Annotated in this window: 16 protein-coding genes, 1 rRNA gene and 1 other RNA gene; 8 read left to right on the top strand and 10 right to left on the bottom strand. The window is 57.2% G+C overall.

The window, feature by feature from the left end; translation table 11 throughout:
- Window positions 1-25: 25 nt before the first annotated feature.
- The 3 genes from SE16_RS08420 to rrf all read right to left on the bottom strand — a co-directional run bounded on the left by SE16_RS08420 (window position 26) and on the right by rrf (window position 1,524).
- Window positions 26-715: a sigma-70 RNA polymerase sigma factor region 4 domain-containing protein gene (locus SE16_RS08420; protein WP_054491603.1), complete on the bottom strand. Its 690-nt coding sequence runs from the start codon at window positions 713-715 to the stop codon at window positions 26-28.
- Between the two features lie 86 nt (window positions 716-801).
- Complete coding sequence (gene moaC, locus SE16_RS08415; RefSeq protein ID WP_054491604.1) at window positions 802-1,287, bottom strand: cyclic pyranopterin monophosphate synthase MoaC; 486 nt, start codon at window positions 1,285-1,287, stop codon at window positions 802-804.
- A 120-nt stretch (window positions 1,288-1,407) separates the two neighbouring features.
- Window positions 1,408-1,524, bottom strand: a 5S ribosomal RNA gene (gene rrf, locus SE16_RS08410).
- Between the two features lie 157 nt (window positions 1,525-1,681).
- Between rrf and SE16_RS08405 the strand changes: the two genes are divergently transcribed.
- From SE16_RS08405 to SE16_RS08380, 6 genes are all read left to right on the top strand, one after another.
- The gene (locus tag SE16_RS08405; protein ID WP_054491605.1) at window positions 1,682-3,196 is read left to right on the top strand and encodes a glycosyltransferase; all 1,515 of its coding nucleotides are present in this window, start codon (window positions 1,682-1,684) and stop codon (window positions 3,194-3,196) included.
- Between the two features lie 181 nt (window positions 3,197-3,377).
- Window positions 3,378-4,310: a carbohydrate kinase family protein gene (locus tag SE16_RS08400; RefSeq protein ID WP_054491606.1), complete on the top strand. Its 933-nt coding sequence runs from the start codon at window positions 3,378-3,380 to the stop codon at window positions 4,308-4,310.
- A gap of 15 nt (window positions 4,311-4,325) precedes the next feature.
- Window positions 4,326-5,234, top strand: a complete 909-nt coding sequence (locus SE16_RS08395) for a pseudouridine-5'-phosphate glycosidase (RefSeq protein WP_054491607.1) — start codon at window positions 4,326-4,328, stop codon at window positions 5,232-5,234.
- Window positions 5,234-6,292 carry a glycosyltransferase gene (locus SE16_RS08390; RefSeq protein WP_082373743.1) on the top strand — a complete coding sequence of 353 codons (1,059 nt, stop codon included), beginning with the start codon at window positions 5,234-5,236 and terminating at the stop codon, window positions 6,290-6,292. The genes SE16_RS08395 and SE16_RS08390 overlap by 1 nt, the downstream gene beginning before the upstream one ends.
- Before the next feature lie 99 nt (window positions 6,293-6,391).
- Window positions 6,392-6,742: a transfer-messenger RNA gene (gene ssrA, locus SE16_RS08385) on the top strand.
- Window positions 6,743-6,970: 228 nt separating this feature from the next.
- Window positions 6,971-7,492 (top strand): DinB family protein, encoded by a 522-nt coding sequence (locus SE16_RS08380; RefSeq protein ID WP_054491608.1) that lies wholly within the window; start codon window positions 6,971-6,973, stop codon window positions 7,490-7,492.
- 90 nt (window positions 7,493-7,582) lie between these two features.
- On the opposite strand, the gene ssnA is transcribed toward SE16_RS08380, so the two are convergent.
- The 3 genes from ssnA to SE16_RS08365 form a co-directional block, all read right to left on the bottom strand.
- The gene (ssnA, locus tag SE16_RS08375; RefSeq protein WP_054491609.1) at window positions 7,583-8,941 is read right to left on the bottom strand and encodes a putative aminohydrolase SsnA; all 1,359 of its coding nucleotides are present in this window, start codon (window positions 8,939-8,941) and stop codon (window positions 7,583-7,585) included.
- 17 nt (window positions 8,942-8,958) lie between these two features.
- Complete coding sequence (locus SE16_RS08370) at window positions 8,959-9,456, bottom strand: aminoacyl-tRNA deacylase (protein ID WP_054491610.1); 498 nt, start codon at window positions 9,454-9,456, stop codon at window positions 8,959-8,961.
- An 80-nt stretch (window positions 9,457-9,536) separates the two neighbouring features.
- Window positions 9,537-11,318 (bottom strand): AMP-dependent synthetase/ligase, encoded by a 1,782-nt coding sequence (locus SE16_RS08365; RefSeq protein WP_082373746.1) that lies wholly within the window; start codon window positions 11,316-11,318, stop codon window positions 9,537-9,539.
- A 179-nt stretch (window positions 11,319-11,497) separates the two neighbouring features.
- On the opposite strand from SE16_RS08365, the gene SE16_RS08360 reads away from it, so the two are divergent.
- Window positions 11,498-11,704 carry a hypothetical protein gene (locus SE16_RS08360; protein ID WP_054491612.1) on the top strand — a complete coding sequence of 69 codons (207 nt, stop codon included), beginning with the start codon at window positions 11,498-11,500 and terminating at the stop codon, window positions 11,702-11,704.
- 17 nt (window positions 11,705-11,721) lie between these two features.
- Here SE16_RS08360 and SE16_RS08355 read toward each other — a convergent pair whose 3' ends face one another.
- The 4 genes from SE16_RS08355 to SE16_RS08340 form a co-directional block, all read right to left on the bottom strand.
- The gene (locus tag SE16_RS08355) at window positions 11,722-13,725 is read right to left on the bottom strand and encodes an ATP-binding protein (protein ID WP_407922990.1); all 2,004 of its coding nucleotides are present in this window, start codon (window positions 13,723-13,725) and stop codon (window positions 11,722-11,724) included.
- A 695-nt stretch (window positions 13,726-14,420) separates the two neighbouring features.
- Window positions 14,421-15,113 (bottom strand): response regulator transcription factor, encoded by a 693-nt coding sequence (locus SE16_RS08350; protein ID WP_054491614.1) that lies wholly within the window; start codon window positions 15,111-15,113, stop codon window positions 14,421-14,423.
- Between the two features lie 155 nt (window positions 15,114-15,268).
- Window positions 15,269-16,057, bottom strand: a complete 789-nt coding sequence (locus SE16_RS08345; protein WP_054491615.1) for a hypothetical protein — start codon at window positions 16,055-16,057, stop codon at window positions 15,269-15,271.
- A gap of 13 nt (window positions 16,058-16,070) precedes the next feature.
- The gene (locus tag SE16_RS08340) at window positions 16,071-17,045 is read right to left on the bottom strand and encodes a hypothetical protein (RefSeq protein ID WP_060687475.1); all 975 of its coding nucleotides are present in this window, start codon (window positions 17,043-17,045) and stop codon (window positions 16,071-16,073) included.
- 193 nt (window positions 17,046-17,238) lie between these two features.
- Here SE16_RS08340 and glgP point away from each other — a divergent pair, with 193 nt between their 5' ends.
- Window positions 17,239-19,788 (top strand): alpha-glucan family phosphorylase, encoded by a 2,550-nt coding sequence (gene glgP / locus SE16_RS08335; protein ID WP_054491617.1) that lies wholly within the window; start codon window positions 17,239-17,241, stop codon window positions 19,786-19,788.
- The last annotated feature ends 49 nt before the right edge of the window (window positions 19,789-19,837 follow it).

Genomic DNA, 19,837 nt, shown 5'->3' with positions numbered 1-19,837 from the left:
TTTGTGCGCCAGTATCTTAAAAAATTTAGTTTGTCATCCACTTGCGCAGATCTTCCGAGCGACGTAATCGGTCAAGTACATTGCGTTTGATGCGATAAATATCCTGAATATCAGCAAACCGTTGCGGGTAGTGTTTGTGAATATCGCGCGGTTTCCATCCCAGGACAAACATATGATAAATCACGAACCATTCATCTTCATTTTTGAGTTGGGCTTGAATGTAGTCCCAGAATTGTTGGCGAGCGGCTTTATCAAGTGTTGTTTGCTCGATATCTTCATTTGAAGGAAGCGTATGAATTTCTTCCAAATCGGTCAGAAGTTTTTGATACTTTTGCCGTCGAATGCGATCGGTCGTGACACTGCCGGCGCACAGTTTGAGATAGCCTAACAGCGCCCGCAGAGAGTCGAATTGCTCAAATTTTTCAGGGGAAATCGAATGCCAGAATTTGGCAAAAGTGGCATTGACGAGGCTTTGGATATCCTCTTCTTGTGAAAAGTAGGCGCTACTGCAATGTTGAATCCAGTAGCGGACGAGTTTGTGGTATTGCTGGTAAATGGCTTCCCATGCTGTTTGGTTGCGGTGGACAATGGCGCGCCGGAAGAGTTCAAAGCAGGCTTCATTATCGCTTTTCCCATCTTTGAAAAAGCGATTGCTCTGTTGCGTACATTCGGCGATCAGTTGATCAATATGTTCACGCGATCGTTGACGTGACATAGGGTTTTGGCTCGCTCAATTTCCTCTCTCGTTTCATCATACAAGGAAGGTGCATGTGTGGCAATTGACGCTGTGAAGCAGTCGGTTCATTCGAGGATAATATCCCCGCTTTTGCCCCCACTTTTGCGTACCAATCGAATCTCGCCGATGCGCATGGCGCGGTCAACGGCTTTTGCCATGTCATAGATGGTCAGGGCGGCGACTGAAACGGCGGTCAAGGCTTCCATTTCGACGCCGGTTTTTCCACGGGTTTTTACGGTCGCTTCAATATCAATGAAAGCCGGATCGCTCGTCTCATCAGAAAGCGTGAAGGTCAGGCTTACGTGGGTGAGCAAAAGTGGATGGCACATGGGAATAAGCGTGTGCGTTTGTTTCGCCGCCATGATGCCGGCGACGTTTGCCACCGCGAGGACATCGCCTTTTTTCATCTGCCCGGCGCGAATAAGACGCAATGTTTCGGGCGCCATGGTGATGCGTCCACGGGCAATCGCGATGCGTTCGGTATCATCTTTGGCGCCGACGTCCACCATGCGGGCGCGCCCTTCTTCATCCAAGTGCGTGAGTTTGCTCATAAAGCCTCCTGTGGAAAAGCAGTGGGTTCTTTCCATTTATAACACGTATGCCGTGTGGGACGCAACAAAACAAAAAAGCACGACGGGTGTCGTGCTTGGCGTTGAAAAACAAAAAAAGAAGGTTGGCGACGACCTACTCTCCCACGCGGCTGCCCGCGCAGTACCATCGGCGCTGGTGGGCTTAACTGCCGGGTTCGGGATGGGACCGGGTGTACCCCCACCGCGAAAGTCACCAACCTTCATCTGGTCGGCGAGTATATGCGCTTTTGATGTTTTGTCAAATCGCCTTGTGCGCCTGTCTGAGTGCTGTTGAACAAGGTTTGCCGCTTCAAGGGCGCATGCTACAATCCGCGCCGTTTGTTCCAGATGACACAAATAGCGATGGCGTATTCGTATGACGACCTTGACGACAGTGCTGGCGTGGCTCTACATCGGCATAGCGACCTGGCTGGCGCTCTATGGCGCGCATGCCTTGCTGTTGACGTTGCTCTCGCGGCGGGGGCGGCGAAGGCAGGCGTCTGTTGCGCCCCCAACCACATGGCCGCGCGTCACGGTGCAGATTCCCTTGTATAACGAGCGCGCGGTGGCGGCGCGCATTTTGGATGCTGTGGCGCAGTTCGATTACCCGCGCGAGCAGTTGGAAATTCAGGTGCTCGATGATTCGACGGATGAAACCAGCCTGATTGTTGCCCAACGGGTGACTTTTTGGCGGGCACGGGGCGTCAATATGATGCACGTGCGCCGTCCGCACCGCGAGCATTTCAAAGCGGGGGCGCTGCAATTTGGATTGCAGATGGCGCACGGCGAGTGCATTGCCATTTTCGATGCTGATTTTGTGCCGCCGCCGGATTGGTTGCGGCGCGCGGTGGCGCTGTTGATGCAAGATGAGCGCATCGGGTTGGTGCAAACGCGCTGGGGGCATCTCAACGATACTGCGTCGCTTTTGACACGTGCGCAGGCGGTCGCGCTGGATGGTCACTTCCTGGTGGAGCAGGTGGCGCGTCATGCGCATGGTTTGTTCCTCAATTTCAATGGGACGGCGGGGGTATGGCGGCGTGTCTGCATAGAGGATGCCGGCGGCTGGCGTGCAACCACGCTTTCCGAAGATTTGGATTTATCGTATCGCGCACAGTTGTGCGGCTGGCGGCTGCTTTATAGCCCGGAGATCATCGCTCACGCAGAAATCCCGATGCAGATGGCGGCTTTCAAGCGGCAACAATTCCGCTGGGCGAAAGGCTCAATCCAGGCGGCGCGTCTCTTGCTGCCCGCTGTGTGGCGTGCCCCTGTCCCGTGGCGCGTGAAACTTGCCGCCACGTTGCACTTGACCGGCTATTCGGTGCATCCGGCGATGTTGGTTTTGTTGTTGCTCTCATTACCGCTGATGGCGGCGGGCTGGCCGGTGCCGGCTGGCATGCCGCCTATCTGGCTGAGCGTGTTGGGCATGAGCGCCCCGTTGCTCTACGCTGTCGCGCAATATGACGGCTACCCCCGCACCTGGCGGCGGCGGCTGACCTGGCTTCCTTTGTTGATGGCTTTGGGGCTTGGTATGGCGCTGAACAATGCCCGTGCTGTCTGGGAAGGAGTCTGGCGAGAGGGCGGTGTTTTTGAGCGCACACCCAAAACAGGCGCCGCCGATGCGCGTGGCTTGACACCTTTTGCCTACACCATCGCGCCCGATATGTGGACGCTCGTCGAGGCGCTTTTGGGATGGTATGCGTTTGTGACAACCGGTTTTGCCTGGGTACAGGGGCGTTGGGGCGCATTGCCGTTTCTGATGCTTTATACCATTGGGTTTTGGTGGGTGAGTGGACAAACCATGTGGCAGCATTGGCGGCTCAAACGGCATTGGCGTCGGCTTGGAGTTGTCCGCAGGCATGTCTTTGGGTATGATAGAGCCCAGCATGATTGAAATGCACCGCATGTCTATTTCCCAAGCCTGTGAGTATGAAATGATTCGCCGATAAAGCCCACCTGTCTCTGTTCAGCCACATGGAGACCCGGCCCAAGCCTGCTCTGTACGTGGAAGCACGACACGCGCCTGCGTGTCTTTGGAGGAAAACCGTACAACGAATGAAGTGAGAGGGTGTTGCATGCCTGCAAGTGCGCATGATGTGCTGGTCATTGGGGCGTCGGCGTTCGATATCAAAACGCGCATTCATACCAAGCCTGAATCGGGGAGCCCGGTGCCGGGCGTGATTCGTGTTCAGGTGGGGGGCACGGCGCGCAATATCGCTGAAAATTTGGCGCGGCTTGAAATGAGCGTTGCCCTCTTTTCGGCGGTGGGGGCGCACGACTTTGGCCCCTTTCTCATCGAACGAACAGCGCAGGCAGGCGTGGATGTCAGCCAGGTACTCGTTTCACCTGAATTTCGGACGGGCGCGTATCTGGCGGTATTGAACCACCGGGGCGAACCGGAGTGGAGCATTGATGATATGGGGGTGATTTATTTGCTGTCCCCCGCCTACATTCAGGAGCGCCGCGCCTGGTTTCGCGATGCCCGCGCTGTGATTGTTGACGCGAATTTGCCCCCGGTGACGTTGCAGGCAGTTGCTGAATTGTGCCGCCGCCACAACATTATGCTCTGCGCCGACCCCACCTCGACGATTTTGGCGCCCCGTTTGTTGCCGCACTTGCGCGATATTTGGATTATCACCCCCAATGTTGCTGAGGCGGAAGTGTTGTGTGGGCATCCCATTCGCGATGATGATGAAGCCATGTCGGCCGCGCGTGAACTGGTGGCGCGCGGTGTGCGTATGGCGGTGATTACGTTGGGCAGTGAGGGGCTGGTCTATGCGACACGGCGAGAATCGGGGCGGGTGCCCGCTTTAGGGGGCGATGTGGTGGATATTACCGGCGTGGGGGACGCTTTCACCGCGGGACTTGTGTTTGGCTTGCTGAATGATTTTCCGGTGGATGAAGCCGTGCGGCTAGGTGCAAGCGCCGCGGCCTTGACAATGCGCAGTACCGAGACGGTCGCGCCCGATTTGTCGCTCGAACAGTTGTACGACCACTTAGTTTTGTGAGATGAGGGGGAAGCCATGTTTGTCATCGCTGAAGAAGTGCGTGAAGCCCTCGCGAACGACCAACCGGTTGTCGCTCTGGAAAGTACGGTGATTGCGCACGGGCTTCCGTATCCCAAAAATGTGGAAATTGCCCGCGAAATGGAAGCCAATGTGCGCGCCGCTGGTGCGGTGCCGGCGACAATTGCGCTGTTCGATGGCGCGGTGCATGTCGGCTTGACCGAAGCGCAGTTGGAGCAGCTGGCTGAGCCGGGCGTCGAGAAAGTGAATTTGTCGAACCTGAGCCTGGTGCTGGCTTCCAAAGGCGTGGGGGCAACCACCGTGGCCGCCACGATTTGGTGCGCGGCGCGGGTGGGGATTGATGTGATGGCGACCGGCGGCATTGGCGGCGTACACCGGGGGGATGATTGGGATGTAAGCAGTGATTTGCCCGCCCTGGCGCAGACACCGGTTGCGGTGGTGTGCAGTGGGGCGAAGTCCATTCTGGATTTGCGACGCACGCGCGAATGGCTGGAAACGTGGGGCATCCCTGTGGTGGGCGTGGAAACCGATGTGTTTCCCGCCTTCTTCTCCCGCCTGACGGAGTTGCCTGTTGATGTGCGTGTCGAAACCCCTGAGGACGCGGCATCCATTGTCGGCGTTCACCTCACGGTGCGCGAAAGCGGTATTTTGGTAACGGTGCCGGTTCCCGCGGAGCATGAAGTGCCTGTGGCGGCGTTCAACCGCTTTTTGGCGGCAGCCAATGCAGAATTGGCGGCGCGGAACATTCGAGGCGCCGATGTAACACCGGCGTTGTTGGACGCTTTGGCGCGTATCAGCGAGGGCGCAACGCTGCGGGCAAATGAAGCCTTGCTCCGCAATAATGCCACTATGGCGGCGCGGCTGGCGGTGGCACTGACCCAACTTGATGGGGAGTGGGCGGACTGATGAGCGAGCCGGTAAGCCTGATTCTTACGGTTTTGAACGAAGGCGAGTCTATTGCCCCGCTGTTGCATTCCATTGCGGCGCAAACAGTCCCGCCTGATGATATTGTGATTGTGGACGGCGGTTCGACAGATGAGACGGTGCGCATTATTGACCGCCTGAGCAGTGCCTTGGGGTTGCCCGTGCGGCTGTTTGTTGAACCGGGAGCGAATATCAGCCGGGGGCGCAACCGCGCGATTGCCGAAGCGCGCCACAACCTCATCGCCGTGACTGACGCCGGCGTGCGCCTTGACCCCGAATGGTTGGCGCGGCTGGTGCGCCATTTTGCCCCCCCTGAATCCGCAGACTTTGTGAGCGGCTTTTTCTTGCCCGACCCCCAAACAACGTTTGAGTATGCGTTGGCGGCGGCGACCTTGCCGGCGCGCGAGGAAATGGGGCGTGGGCGATTTATGCCGAGCAGCCGGAGTGTCGCGTTTCGGCGGTCGGTGTGGGAAGCGGTTGGCGGCTACCCGGAGTGGGCGGATTATTCGGAAGATGTGTTGTTCGACCTTGCGGTGATGGCACGCGGTTTTCGTATCGTGTATGAACCGGACGCCATCGTCTGGTTTCGACCGCGCCCCTCTCTCCGCGCTTTTGCTCGCCAGTATCGCAACTATGCCTATGGCGACGGGCAGGGGTTGCTGTGGCCGTTGCGCCACCTGATTCGATATGGAACGTATGGGGTGCTGGCGCCTCTCCTGACGTGGGTGGGGATGAAGAAAAACCCCACGCTGGGGTTTGGCGGATTGGCGCTTGGTGCGGCGGCGATGTTCTACACGCCGTACAAACGGTTGTGGCGTATGCGCCACGCTTTGGGTTGGAAACGCCTGGCGGTGGCGGCGGCGTTGATTCCAATCATTCGTCTCACGGGAGACGTTGCCAAGATGTACGGTTATCCGATTGGTTTACCGGAAGGTTGGCACAATCGGCATGTTGTGCGCGCCTACCGGCGAGGTGAAGGGCGTGCTGTACCTCGGCATGCGGCGCCTACGTCAACCAAAGCGCCTGGTGTTCAACCATGACGCCCTTGTTGTTGTGACTTTGTTTCAATCTGTTTTGAAAATAAAAAAGCAAAAAATCTTGACAATATCGCATTTTGGTGTATACTTTGTTGATGCCCTGGGGATGAATGGTCTCGACGGGGAGGGCAGCCCAGGGGCTGCAGGCAGAGGCGCCCGACCTCTTAAAAACGGGCACATAAAGATAACTGGCGAACCTCAACTCGCCCTCGCCGCCTAATCGCGGCGACGTCTGCCAGCACCCCACCCCGGCGGGTGCTGAGCAGGCGACACAAAGCCGGGGTGCCGTTGGGCTGGTGCCGCGAGGCCCAACGAAAGATCGAGCGGCTGGCGGCGTGGTAGCCTTGCCCGGTTGGGCAGCCACGACCGCGACTATCAAACAACCGGGCTAAGCCTGTAGATGCCTCTGGGTCAACTCTCCGGACGCGGGTTCGATTCCCGCCATCTCCACCTCATAGCAAACGACCGCGTGCAACCACGCGGTCGTTTTTGTTTTCTGTGTTGTGTATACCGTATGTGGCAGCATCTGTTATACTGCTCTTCGTTTTCCCATTCAACGTGCAGAGCGAGCATTCAAGTGCAGTTGTCGAACAGGCCGCATATGAGGCGGCTGATTCCTACGGAATAGTGGCGCGGATTTTTGACATCGAAACGTTGGCGAGTGAAAGGAGACACAGAGGTATGAAAGAACATCTGATTTCCTTGTACGAGTATGGCGATTGGGTCAATCAACGCCTGTTGAAGCCCGCCGCAGATTTGACCCAAGAGCAGTTCACGCGGGAGGTTGGTGCTGGCTTCGGGTCTGTCCATCTTACGCTGGCCCACATCTTGGGTGCGGAGGAGTTATGGTTTGCACGGTGGCAAGGCTTATCGCCAAAGACAATGCTCTCGCCGAGCGAGGCGCCGACGATATCGGTGATGCGCGAGCGTTGGGCGGCATTGAGTGAAGAGAGACGGGCCTACCTCGTGAATTTGAGTGAGGCTGATCTGGCTGCAATCGTTCATTGGACAAACATGCGCGGACAGCCATATGCCTTGCCACGCTGGCAAGTGATCCTGCATTGCGCCAATCACTCGACACATCACCGCAGTGAAGTTGCGGCTTTGTTGACGCAGCTTGGACATGAGCCGGAGAGTACCGACTTGTTGGCATTCTATCTTCAGCGCGCTGGATGGCAGTGGGAACCAACCGGCCGCTCGTGAGACTTTCTGTGCACCCGGGGAAGAGAGTGCACAGAATCGTCCAACGACGGTGCGCGATATGTTCTATTGTGCGCAGCGAATATCCCATGGTCAGGTGTAGCGGCTGAACGTTTCAAAGCGTTGCCAGACCTCGGGCGCACGTGTCCGCGCTTCTGCGGCAATGGCGGCTTCGTCCAGTGTGCGGAGTTGCCGCTCAGCCATCAATACACGCCCGCCGACAATGGTGTGGGTGACGTGACTCCCGCGAATGCCAAACAGGATATGCCAGGGAACATTGCCCGCTGTCAATGGGGTGTAAGGGGCGTAGTCGAGCAGGATGAGGTCGGCAAAGGCGCCTACGGCGACACGCCCAATGGGGCGGGGGAAGAAGCGCCCCGCCAACGCGGCATTGTTGGTGTACGCCAGGCGCATTACTTCATAGCCATTCATGACGCGCGGATCGAGCCGGTGCACTTTGTGCAGGAGATACGCGGTTTTCATTTCCTCGAACATATCGAAGGCAAAGCCATCATTGCCCAAACCAACCCGCATATTGCCGCGCAACATGGTGGGGATATCCGCCACGCCCACGGCGTTATTCATGTTGGAACGGGGTTGATGCGTGACCCAGGTGTCTGTTTCGCGGAGTAAGCCCATCTCCCACGCATCAATGGTGATGGCGTGCGCCACGATGGTTTGTGGCCCGAGCACGCCCAGGCGGTGCAGGCGTTCGATGACCCGTTCGCCATACGTCGCCAGGCTGTGTTCCTGGTCGGCTGGTCCCTCGGCGGCGTGGATGTGAAACCCAACGCCGAGGGATTGCGCTTCGGCGACGGCGCGTTCCAGTGTGGCGTCGCTGAGTGTCATGGCGGCGTGCAAGCCGAATGTGCCGGCCAGACGTGTCGAACCGCGTTGGCGGCTTTCGCGAATCCAGCGCACGTTTTCGGCAATCCCCGCCAATGCCTTGTCCCGCCCGTCACGGTCGCTGACTTCGTAGCAGAGACAGGCACGCACCCCCGCTGTTTCGACCGCCTCAGCAATCACGCTCAAACTGCCGTCAATGGCGTTGGGGCTGGCATGATGGTCAATCAGTGTGGTTGTGCCATGCCGAATGGCGTCCGCCAGGCAGACGAGGGCGCTCAGACGCACATCTTCAAGCGAAAGCGCCTTGTCGAGCGCCCACCAGAGGCGGCGCAAAATTTCCGGGAAGTCGCGGGGCGGTGGGCCGGGAATGGCCATACCGCGCGCAAATGCGCCGTAAAAGTGGGTGTGGGCGCAAATGTTCCCCGGCATGAGGAGACGCCCATGCGCTTCGATCACTTCGTCGGCGGTGGTGGGCGCGTCGGCATCGGGCACAATGGCGCTGATGGTTTCCCCTTCGACCAAAACAGAATAGCCCGGCAAACAGGCGGCTTCGGGATTGGCGGGGTCGGGGACGATGGTGGCGTTGCGAATGAGCAAGGTGGGCATACAAAACTCCTTTGGGCTTATGACGCCGATGTCACGTCAATGACAGTGGCGCGGGTGATACGCAGAAGTGTCTCCCGGCTGATTTCCATCATTGTGCGGTCGTCACCACCTCCGGCGTAGAGGATGGGTTGGGCAAGTACGGTTTGATCTACAAATGTTGGCAACGGTTGGGGATGTCCAAAAGGCGGCACGCCCCCAACGGGATAGCCGGTGTAGGCAATCACTTCATCAGGGGTTGCCATGCGAACCTTTTTACGCCCCACGCCAAACACCTCTCCCAAAGCACGGTACGAGATAGGGGCAGTGCCAGCCACAAGGACAAGCGCGGGTTCGCGTCTGTTATTGCGCTTGACCATGAAGAGCACCGACTTGATGACTTGCTCGGGCGTGCAACCAATGGCGCGTGCGGCGGCTTCGACAGTGGGGGTTTCGCCCGCTGGGCGAAAAAGGCGTGCTTCGATGCCGTGTTGTTCCAGGTACGATTGCAAATCCTCAGGTGTGCGCACGAGTGGCATGGTTTCCTCGCCAGGGTTGTTTGCCAAAAGACGGCGAGCGCCTGCCGTTTGCGGCAGGCGCTTCTGCGCTGCGGGGCGTTTTACGCTTCATTGTACATTTCGCGGATGAGTTCGGCGTAGCGTTCCATCACAACGTTGCGCTTGACTTTCAGCGTCGGTGTCAATTCGCCGCCTTCAATGGAAAAGGGCGTAGGCACAACGCGGAAGTTTCGGACGTGTTCCACACGGGCAAATTGCTGATTGACCTGGTTGATGCCTTCTTCGAGGGTTTTCAGAATGGTGGGGTGCAGGTGCAGATTTTCGCGCTCTTGAATGCCGTGCTCTTCGGCGAATTTTTGCGCCGCTTCCATGTCCAGTGAAATGAGGGCTGTGAGGTAGCGTTGCCCTTCGCCTATGACCACCGCATCGGCGACAAGCGGCAGTTGTTTGAGGGCGGTTTCGATGTTAGCGGGCGCGATGTTCTTGCCGCCTGAGGTGATGATGATGTCTTTCTTGCGCCCGGTGATGTAGAGATAGCCGTCTTCATCAAAGCGCCCCAAATCGCCCGAATGGAGCCAGCCGTCAACGAGCGTGCGCGCCGTGGCTTCGGGGTCTTTGTAGTAGCCCATGAAGACGTTAGGCCCTTTGACCAGAATTTCGCCGTCGTCGGCGATGCGGACTTCGACTTCGGGGAGTGGTTTGCCAACCGAGCCAAACTTGGTTTGTCCTGGTCGGTTCCATGTGGTGGGGCCGCACCCTTCGGATTGCCCATACACTTCGTAGATGATGATGTCGAGGCTGCCCATGAATTCCAAAAGGTCTTTGGAAACGGGCGCAGCGCCCGAAGCGCAAATGCGCGCGCGGCTCAACCCGAGGGCGGCTTTCACTTTGGAGAAGATGAGGCGTTCCGCCAGGCGATATTGCAGAGCCAGCAAGCCACTGGGTTCTTGCCCACGGTTGCGCAGTGCGGTGACTTGCGCGCCGACACCCATCGCCCATTCAGCGAGTTTTTTGCGTGCGCCGGTCGCTTCGCCCAAGCGTTCTTTCACGCCCTGGTACATGCGTTCCCAGACGCGCGGCACGCCAAACACAATTGTGGGCTGGACTTCGCGCAGGTTGTCGGCCACCTTTTGCGGCGATTCGGCAAAGTAAATGGTGTATTGGCTGGTGATGGCGCCATGCACCGAGAACATTTGCTCGGCGATGTGGGAGAGCGGAAGATACGAAAGCGACGTGTCGCCGGGACCAGTGCCGAACATGCCGCTCACAATCTCCGATGTGCGTACCAGGTTGCTGTGTGAAAGCATGACGCCTTTGGGCGGTCCGGTGGTGCCGGATGTGTAGATGAGCGTGCCCAAATCCTCTGGTTTGAGGGCGTCCACACGTCGCTCGACTTCCTCTTCTTCGGCCGTGCCCCCCTTCGCCAGAAAGCCTTCCCATGTGAGGATGCGTTCATCGTCGGGGGCGTCGGTGCCGCGCATGAGCACTACATATTTGAGGTGGGGCAATTCATGCCAGACAGCGAGAATTTTGTCTAATTGATGCTGGTTTTCGACGACGACGACAGGCGATTCGGCGTGATGGAGAATGTATTGTACTTCGCTGGGAGAGTTTGTTGTGTAAATGCCAACAGGCGCTCCGCCGGCCGCTTGTGCCGCCAACAATGAAATCGTCCATTCAGGGCGATTGAAACCCAAAATGCCAACCGTCTGTCCTGGTTGGAAGCCGAGCGCAACCAGCGCCGCTGCCGCACGGCGTGTTTGTTGCCAGTATTCCGACCAGGTGCTGGGAACCCATGCCCCGTTGACTTTTTCGTAGTAGGCAGGGTCGTTGGGGCGCATCTGGGCGTTACGGCGCAGAAGTGCGGGAATTGTGCCTGGCATCTCTCCCCCCATTGGTTTTGTTTGATTGTTTGTGTGGGCGGATGCATTGTAGAAGAAACATTCAATTTTGTAAACAGGTTCTGAATCACAATCGTGGTGTACGTTTTGCGAAGTGCATGAGATTGACAGAGCGGTTGCATTGCATAGAGTGGCGTGCAACACATCAAGGGAGCCGAAACATGTCAATCACGCAATTGGTTGTGGCGGGTTTATTGCTGGGTATGGGCTTATGGGTGCTCTATCGTGGGCACACAACGCTGGATGTTCTCCTCGAACGGTATGGAGGCAAGCGCTATCGAACCTACTTGCGCTTGCTTGTGACGTGGCTCGCCGTGATGTTGCTGGGCTTGGGGTGTCGCCTGGCCTTGTTTGTTCTTCGTTCGTGAGAACGAGTGGACTTGCGCTAGGCGTCACGCTGTTTTTTCTTGGGGCTTGTCAGGCTCGCAAAATCCAGCACCGGCTCGCTCTTGGGCACTTCGCGCGGCAAGCGCACGAAGAAGGTGCTTCCCTTCTGCTCCTCGCTTTCCACCCAAATCTCGCCGCCATGTTGCGTGACAATGTGTTTGGCGATGGCTAAGCCTAAACCGGCGCCGCGGTGTTCGCGTGTAAGGCTGCTATCCACCTGGTAGAAGCGGTCGAAGATGCGTTTTTGTTCTTCTGGTGGAATCCCGATGCCGGTGTCGCGCACCCAGATGAGGATGCTTTTGCCTTCGTCTTTAGCGCCCAGTTCAACCGTGCCGCCGCTCGGCGTGAATTTGAGCGCATTGCTGATGAGGTTGCTCAGCACTTGACGTAAACGCCCGCGGTCGCCTTCCAAAAGCCCCAAGCCACGCGCCGTCGCAAGTTTGAGTTCGATTGAGCGCTGTTCGGCTTCGGGGCGGAAGATTTCGAGTGTTTCGGAGAGCAGAGTATTCACAGCGATTGGTTCAAGGTGCAGTTGAATTTGCCCCGATTCCAGGCGGTTGAATTCGAGCAAATCTTCAATGAGCCGGTAGAGATGTTGTGTTTGGTCGCGCACGGTTTCCAGAAAATCGCGCTGCAAGTCGTTGATGGGACCGGCTTTGCCGTCGAGAATGACTTTGATAAATCCAGAGATGGAGTGCAGTGGTGTGCGCAATTCGTGCGAGATGACGCTGACGAAGTTGGATTTCATCTCTTCCAGTTCATGTTTGGCGGTGATGTCGCGCAACGTGGCCACAACACCTGTAGGCTGGTCGTTTTCGTCGGTCATCAGGTTGACAACGGCTTCAAAAATGCGTTTGGGGCGATGTGGACCGTAAGAAACGGTGACGCGCCCCATGTGGGGGTCGCGGTCGAGGGTTGTCAATACGTTGGTGACGAGTGTATGGAGCCCGCGCAGTTGTGGAATCTCTTGCAGGGTGCGCCCTTCAAAGGCGGCTTCATCAAGTTCGAGCACGGTATGGATGGTGGGATTGGTAAGCAGGATGCGCCCTTCCAGGTCAATCACAATCAGCCCATCGCCGATGTTTTGCACAATGCCGCGCAGTTGTTTCCATTGGGCATGGAGACGCCGATACAGGTCCACATTTTCCAGCGCCGTCGCCGCGAATGAGGCGAGACTTTCAGCAAGTTGGCGGTCTTGCGGCGTGAAGGCGGCGTGTTCGCGGCGCGCCACGTACAGCACGCCGAGCGATTCTTGCCGCCCCACAAGCGGTATCACCATATAGGTGGCCATTCCCCACGCTTGGGCGACCTGGTCGCCGGGGTGGGTGCCTTCTTCGCTCCGCAGAACGAGCACCGGCTCTTGGGTTTTCAGTGCGCGTATCCACATGGGCTCGCTCATGCTGGGGAAGGGGGGCAGTGGTCCAATGGCGGCTTCGGGAGCGCGGCGCAAGTCGCCGTCGTTTTTGTCGTACATGAAGACGGCGGCGGCGTCGGCCTGGATGGCGTTGACCATTTGTTGCAGCAGGCGTTGCATGAGTTCGCCGCTTTCGAGCACAGAGACGGCGGCTTTGGCGGCTTCGTAAATGGCTTCGAGTTGGCGCAGGCGTTGCTCTTTGTCGGTATTGGCTTCGCGCAGTTCTTCGTACAGGCGGCTTTGGGTGATGGCGAGTGCCGCCTGGTCGGCAAAGGCGCTCAAGCGTTCGATTTCTTCTTCACTGAACCCCAAGCGGGTTTCGTTTCCCAGCGCGCCGATGACGCCAATGGGGACATCTGCCGTGGTGAGCGGCAAGCAGACGAAGGGGCCGCCCAGCGACATGGTGGCGGGTTTTCGGATGGGTGTCATGGTGCGGATGCTTTCTTGCGCCAGGTATTCGAGTGTCGCCAGGGCGCCGCTTTCAATGTGGCCGCTGGTGGCACGGATACGCACTTCTTCCGCGCTCACAGGAAGCGCGATGAAGACGGTGGCATCGCCGAGAGAAAGCGCCGCGTTGCGGGCAATCATGTCGAGTTGTTTGCCAAAGGCAATCTGCCCCGAAATGGCACGTGCGCCCTCGCGCAAGCCGCGCAGAACCAGCAATTCACGCGCCAGGCGGTTCGTCACTTGGTGCATGCGCTCTTGCTGTTGGGCGTGTTGCGTTTCCAGCCATTGCAAATCGCGCCGCAAGATTTCACGGTCAATCACGGCTTGGCGGTACCAGATGGCTAGCCCAACGCCAATGCCGGAGAGCAGCAAGGGGGCGACGAATGTTTCCGGCGACCACGTGATGGATGCGGCGTGATTGAGCAGCGCGAGGGGCCAAAACAGGATGGGGAGCGCTAATGGCCAGAGGTGAATTGGCGTGAGGGGAATGGCGCGAATGAAGAGCATCCCCATGAGCAGGGCGCTGAGCGAGAAATCAGCCGCCGGCGCAGCGCTTGCCAGTGCCGCCAACAAGACGTCGGCGATGTACGAGATTGAGGAAAAGACAAACACCTGCCGCCGTGACCATCCTTGTGGCGGGCGCAGTGTGACGAAGGAGATGACGAGCACGAACAAAAACGCCATCACAAGCAGGGCTTGACGTTCAGGCCACCAAAGCCATGCACTTAATGCCATCAAGCCCCAATGCGTCAGGAGCGCCATACGGCGTTCGATGTGCATGAGGTAAACGGCGCGTGAAGACGCGTTCATTGTCCTTCCTTCAACTCGCTTTTGTCTTATTCTTGCGGTTCAAAACGATAGCCGACGCCGCGAATGGTTTGAATGTAGCGCGGTTCTTCGGAATCATCGTTCATTTTGGCGCGCAGCCGCCGGATGTAGACCGCTACTTGATTGTTGGAGCCGATGTAGTTGCTGCCCCATCCCGCTTCCAAAAGCATCTCGTGCGTCAATACGCGCCCTATGTTGCGCATCAGGGCGTGCAATAAACGCGATTCGATGGGCGTCAAGTCAACGACTTTGCCGTCGGGCAATGTCAATTGGTTGGCGACGGGGTCAAGCCGCAGCCCGCCATGCTCGATGATGCTGTTGGCTTCAAATTCACGTGTGCGGAGTGTGCGGCGCAAGACGGCTTGTACGCGTGCCACGAGTTCACTTGGTTCAAACGGTTTGGTCAGGTAATCGTCAGCGCCAATTTGCAGACCGCGCACTTTATCTTCCAGTTCGCCTTTGGCGGTCAAGAAAATGACGGCGGTGTCCGGCGAAATGGCGCGAATGCGGCGGCAGACATCGAAGCCGTCCATGTGCGGCATCATCACATCGAGCACAACGAGGTCAATCGGTTCGGTTTCGACGATACGCAACGCATCGCGGCCGTTGTCGGCTGTACGCACTTCAAAGCCTTCTTCTGACAAGACGAATTGGGTCAGTTTGACGGCCGGCTTGTTATCGTCCACAACCAGGATACGCATGGAAAAGCCCCCTTCATTCAGTTTACGTCCCCTCAAATGATTGTACCATGAAGCGAATGGAGAACACAATAAACATGATTGTTGCGTTGATGAGAAAATGTGCAGAAAAGAAAAACGCCAGGCTTTGAACCTGGCGTTGCTGTTCACACTGGAAGTTATACCAACGCATCGTCTTCGCTGTAAAAAAGGGCATACAGGTGATAGCAGAAATAAGCGAGCAAAACATAGGCGGCGAGGTATGTCAAATCGGCTAGTAAAAGCCATGGTTCTTCTTGCAAATAATCAAATGCGCCGAGGAGTGTGAAGGGAATATCGCCAAGCACAAAGGCAAGTAAGCCAATCCATGGATAGACCCAACGCCCACGCCCAAACGAACGCCAGAGGCGGAGAGCTGCAATGCCTAAAGCCAAATCTGCGACGGGGTAGAACGCAAGGATAAAGAGTTGCCATAAAGGAAGGTCTGAACCACTGCGTTGTAAGAGCCACGCAAGCAACGTTGTCACGATGGCGATGAAAAGGACGCCTTGCATGAAACGATGACGGAGCGCAGAGAGGTTGCCGCGTTTGAGACGCACATATTGAAGCCAAAAAGAGACAAAGAAGAAGAGATACCCCCCAAACCAGGGAATATCGGCTATGGTGATAGCGGGGACAGGACTGTCTGCATATGGAACGAGATCAAGATACATCCAGATGAGTTCGGCAAGGGACCAAACGCCCAAACCGCTGGCAAACGTGAGCCAAATCAAGCGTGGTTTCTCGCCCGGCTGATAGGCTTGCGCAACGCGATAGAGCCAGTAGGTGGACAGCAAAGCCCAAAGAGGGAACTCAACATCAAGAAGAAAGTCCAACCAGAAGCCTTGAATCGGCTCGTATTGGTACAAATAGGCATAAAGCGCCAGGTTGATGCCACCAAGGAGGAGGATGAGGCGCTTCGTGTTCATCAATATCAACTCCTTACCACTGCGTTTCAAAAGGTGGGAGATTGTGAGCGTTCAGTGTATCCCGCAAATCGCGGGGGAGCAATTGAAAACTTTCGCGCACCAGTAATTGCGCCAATTGCGGGCCAATCACAATACCGGCCAGGTGGATAAAATCGTTGATGATTTGTTCGTAAGCGAGTCGCGCTTCTTCTACGGTGGCGAAATTGCCGCCGCCTTCGATACCGTTGGTGGAAATACGAATATCCCACCCATATTTTGAAACAATAAGGCGGTTGAGGTGGCGCGTCAATCGCGCTGTGAGGTGTTGCCCCACAAAATCTTTGTACAGGAACAGCATTTGATTGAAGAGCGCAGTAAATGCCGTGTGCAGAGAGTGTGTTTGCTCGTGTTCTTGTTGATTGACTTGCTGAACGCGAAAAACGACTAAGGTGGCTGTTTCGCCGGCGACTTTGTTGCGAATAGCCGGCAAGGCTTCATCCCCAGTCAACGACGTGCCTGGTGTCCAGAGGACAATGGTCAGCGGGTCTGGGTGCCCACTTGTCACCACGATGCACGCATCTGAGTCCGACCATGAGAGCCGCAGGACTGTTGAGCCTTCTGTCTCCATGTATGTCTGAATCATGGCGTCCAACGCGGCCGGCTCAGACAAGGTGGCCTCATGTTCTTGCGCAGCGTTGAGCATGAGGCGCACGGCTTGCAGGGCTTCAACCGGCAAGTGTTGTACCAGAACAGCCACATGCCCCAGGCGGAATTGGCTGAGGATGTTTTCGAGCGATGTGGGACGGCAAGGGGGTGTCCCTAAGGGGCAAAAAAATTCTTCCAGCAATAAACCGTCAATAAACAGGATGGCGGCACTTGCGTTGGTGGCCGATTGTAGCCAGACCGCACCGGTAAAGCGGCGCTTGCGCAAGTTCTCCAGAAAGTTTTCCACATCCAGGCTATCGAGCGAGTGTTGTTCAAATGGGACGTGTGGAAGTAGTGTTTCCATAATGCGCACGTTTGGGCTCGTCAATTGATGCCTCCGAGTATACAGCGTTTTTTTGTGCAATCAAATAAGACGTTTTTCCCAGCCACTCGGTTGCATTGGACAAAACGCAATTTGTTGGTTAAAATCGCGTGCGCCAATTTTGGGAACGTTCCCTATTTTCAAGGGAACACAACAATGGCAAAGGAGGCTTGCTTTGAAAACACTCGACCGCGTTCTCGTGTTGCCAGAACTGCCCGAACCGATCGAACGGCTTGAAGAACTGGCATACAACCTGTGGTGGTCGTGGCATCCGGAAGCCGCAGAACTGTTTGAAACCCTCGATCCTGCATTGTGGCTTCGCGTGAACCACAATCCGGTGAAGTTGTTGCGCTTTATTTCACAGGAGCGCCTCAATGAAGCCGCCGCCGATGCGACCTATCTCGAACGCTACCGGCGGGTGATGCATGCGTTCGATGCATATATGAACGCAACAGACACATGGTTTGCGCGCACATTTCCCGACAAAGCCGACAAACCTATTGCCTACTTTTCGGCTGAATTTGGCTTGCACGAATCACTGCCGATTTATTCAGGCGGGTTAGGTGTGCTGGCGGGCGACCATTGCAAAACCGCGAGCGATTTGGGGATTCCCCTTGTAGGCGTCGGTTTCCTGTACCCACAGGGGTATTTCCAGCAGCGGATTAGCGCTGACGGAACGCAGGAAGCCATTTACGAGAAAATTAACTTTGAAGAAGTGCCGGTGCAGCCCGCCAAAACGCCTGACGGCGAAGATGCCTACGTGCGTGTGGAGTTGCCTGGGCGCACCGTCACCGCACGTGTGTGGAAGATTCAGGTGGGGCGCGTACCGCTCTACTTGCTTGATACGGATGTGGACCCCAACGCGCCCGAAGACCGTGAGTTAGCCGCCCGCTTGTATGGGGGCGACAACGAAATGCGTCTCTCGCAGGAAATTATTTTGGGTATTGGTGGTGTGCGTGCGCTCCGCGTGCTGGGGATTGAACCTGTGGCCTGGCACATGAACGAAGGCCATTCGGCGTTCTTGGGGCTTGAACGTGTGCGCGAATTGGTTGAAGAGCATGGGCTCTCTTTCGCTGAAGCCCGTGAGGCGGTGGCGGCGAGCACGCTCTTTACCACTCACACGCCGGTGCCGGCGGGGCACGATGCGTTCACATTCGACCTCATTGAGCGCTACTTCTACACCTACTGGCCGCGCCTGGGGCTTTCACGTGAGGAATTTTTCGCGCTGGCGCACCATGATTTGCCGTGGGGACCGCGCTTCAGCATGACGGTGCTGGCGTTGCGGTTGAGCGCTTTCCATAATGGTGTGAGCGAACTGCATGGGCACGTCTCGCGCGAGATGTGGCAAGAGCTCTGGCCGGGGGTGCCGGTGGAAGAGATTCCCATTGGGCATATCACCAATGGGGTGCACTTCTGGTCGTGGATTGCGCCTGAACTGGCGGCTTTGTTCGACAAGTATTTGCCGACCGATTGGCGCGAACGCATTGACGACCCCGAAGTGTGGGAGGCGCTCGATGCAATTCCTGATGATGAGTTGTGGGCACTGCGCCGCGAGTTGAAGCAGCAAATGATTGAGGCGTTGCGCGCGCGTGTGACTGTGCAACGCACGCGCCATGGGCAAACCAGTGCCGAATTGCGCCATGTGGCGGACTTGCTCGACCCCAAGGCGCTGACCATTGGCTTTGCGCGTCGTTTCGCGACGTACAAGCGTGCCACTCTCTTCTTCCGTGATTTGGAACGGGCACACGCGATCATCACCAATAGCGAGCGCCCCGTGCAAATTATTTTCGCGGGGAAGGCGCACCCGGCTGATGAGCCAGGCAAAGCGCTTATCAAACGCATCACCGAGATTTCCAAGATGCCTGGTTTCAAAGACCGTGTGCTCTTTGTGGAAGATTACGACATGCATGTGGCACGCCTGTTGACACATGGTGTGGATATTTGGATGAACAACCCGCGCCGTCCGCTTGAAGCCAGCGGCACCAGTGGCATGAAGGCGGCAATCAACGGTGTGCCCAACTTTAGCGTGCTGGACGGCTGGTGGCGTGAAGCGTACGATGGCACCAACGGTTGGCCGATTGGCGACGAACGCGAATATGAGAGCGAGGATGAGCAGGACGATGCCGATGCGCGCTCGCTTTACGAGACGCTGGAAAACGATATCGTGCCGCTCTACTTTGACCGGGATGAGGCGGTGCCGCACGGATGGTTGCAGACAGTGCGGGCGTCTATTCGCACGGTCGCGCCGCAATTCAACACAGTGCGCATGTTGAAAGAGTACGTCCACATGTACTACATTCCCGCCGCCGAGGCGTGGGCGCGCTTCACCGCGGACAATTTTGCCCGTGCGCGGGCGCTGGCGGCGTGGAAACAGCGCGTGCGTGCTGAATGGCCGCGCATTCGCCTGGTAGCGGAACGCCCGGCGACGCACGTTGTGCATATTCGCGAGCCGATTCCTTTCTCGGCGCGCGCCTGGCTGGGCAACCTGACGCCTGACGATGTGCGCGTGGAAGTGGTGTATCGCTACGAACGCGAAGACGTGCGCACGCCGATTCGCACGCTGACGCTCACACCAGCGGGGCTCGAATCTGATGGTTCGATTCGCTTTACGGGCGAACTGGTGCCTGAGGAAAATGGGCGCTTGGAGGTTGGTGTGCGCGTCGTGCCGCATCATGAAGATTTGTTGACGCCCCACGCCATGGCGCTGATTACATGGGCTGAATAAGCCTGCGCGCTTCTGCACACCAAGCCCGCCCGGTTTATCCACCGCGGCG

This window comes from Ardenticatena maritima (assembly GCF_001306175.1).
Lineage (GTDB): Bacteria > Chloroflexota > Anaerolineae > Ardenticatenales > Ardenticatenaceae > Ardenticatena > Ardenticatena maritima.
This window is presented reverse-complemented; position numbering and strand designations above follow the sequence as displayed.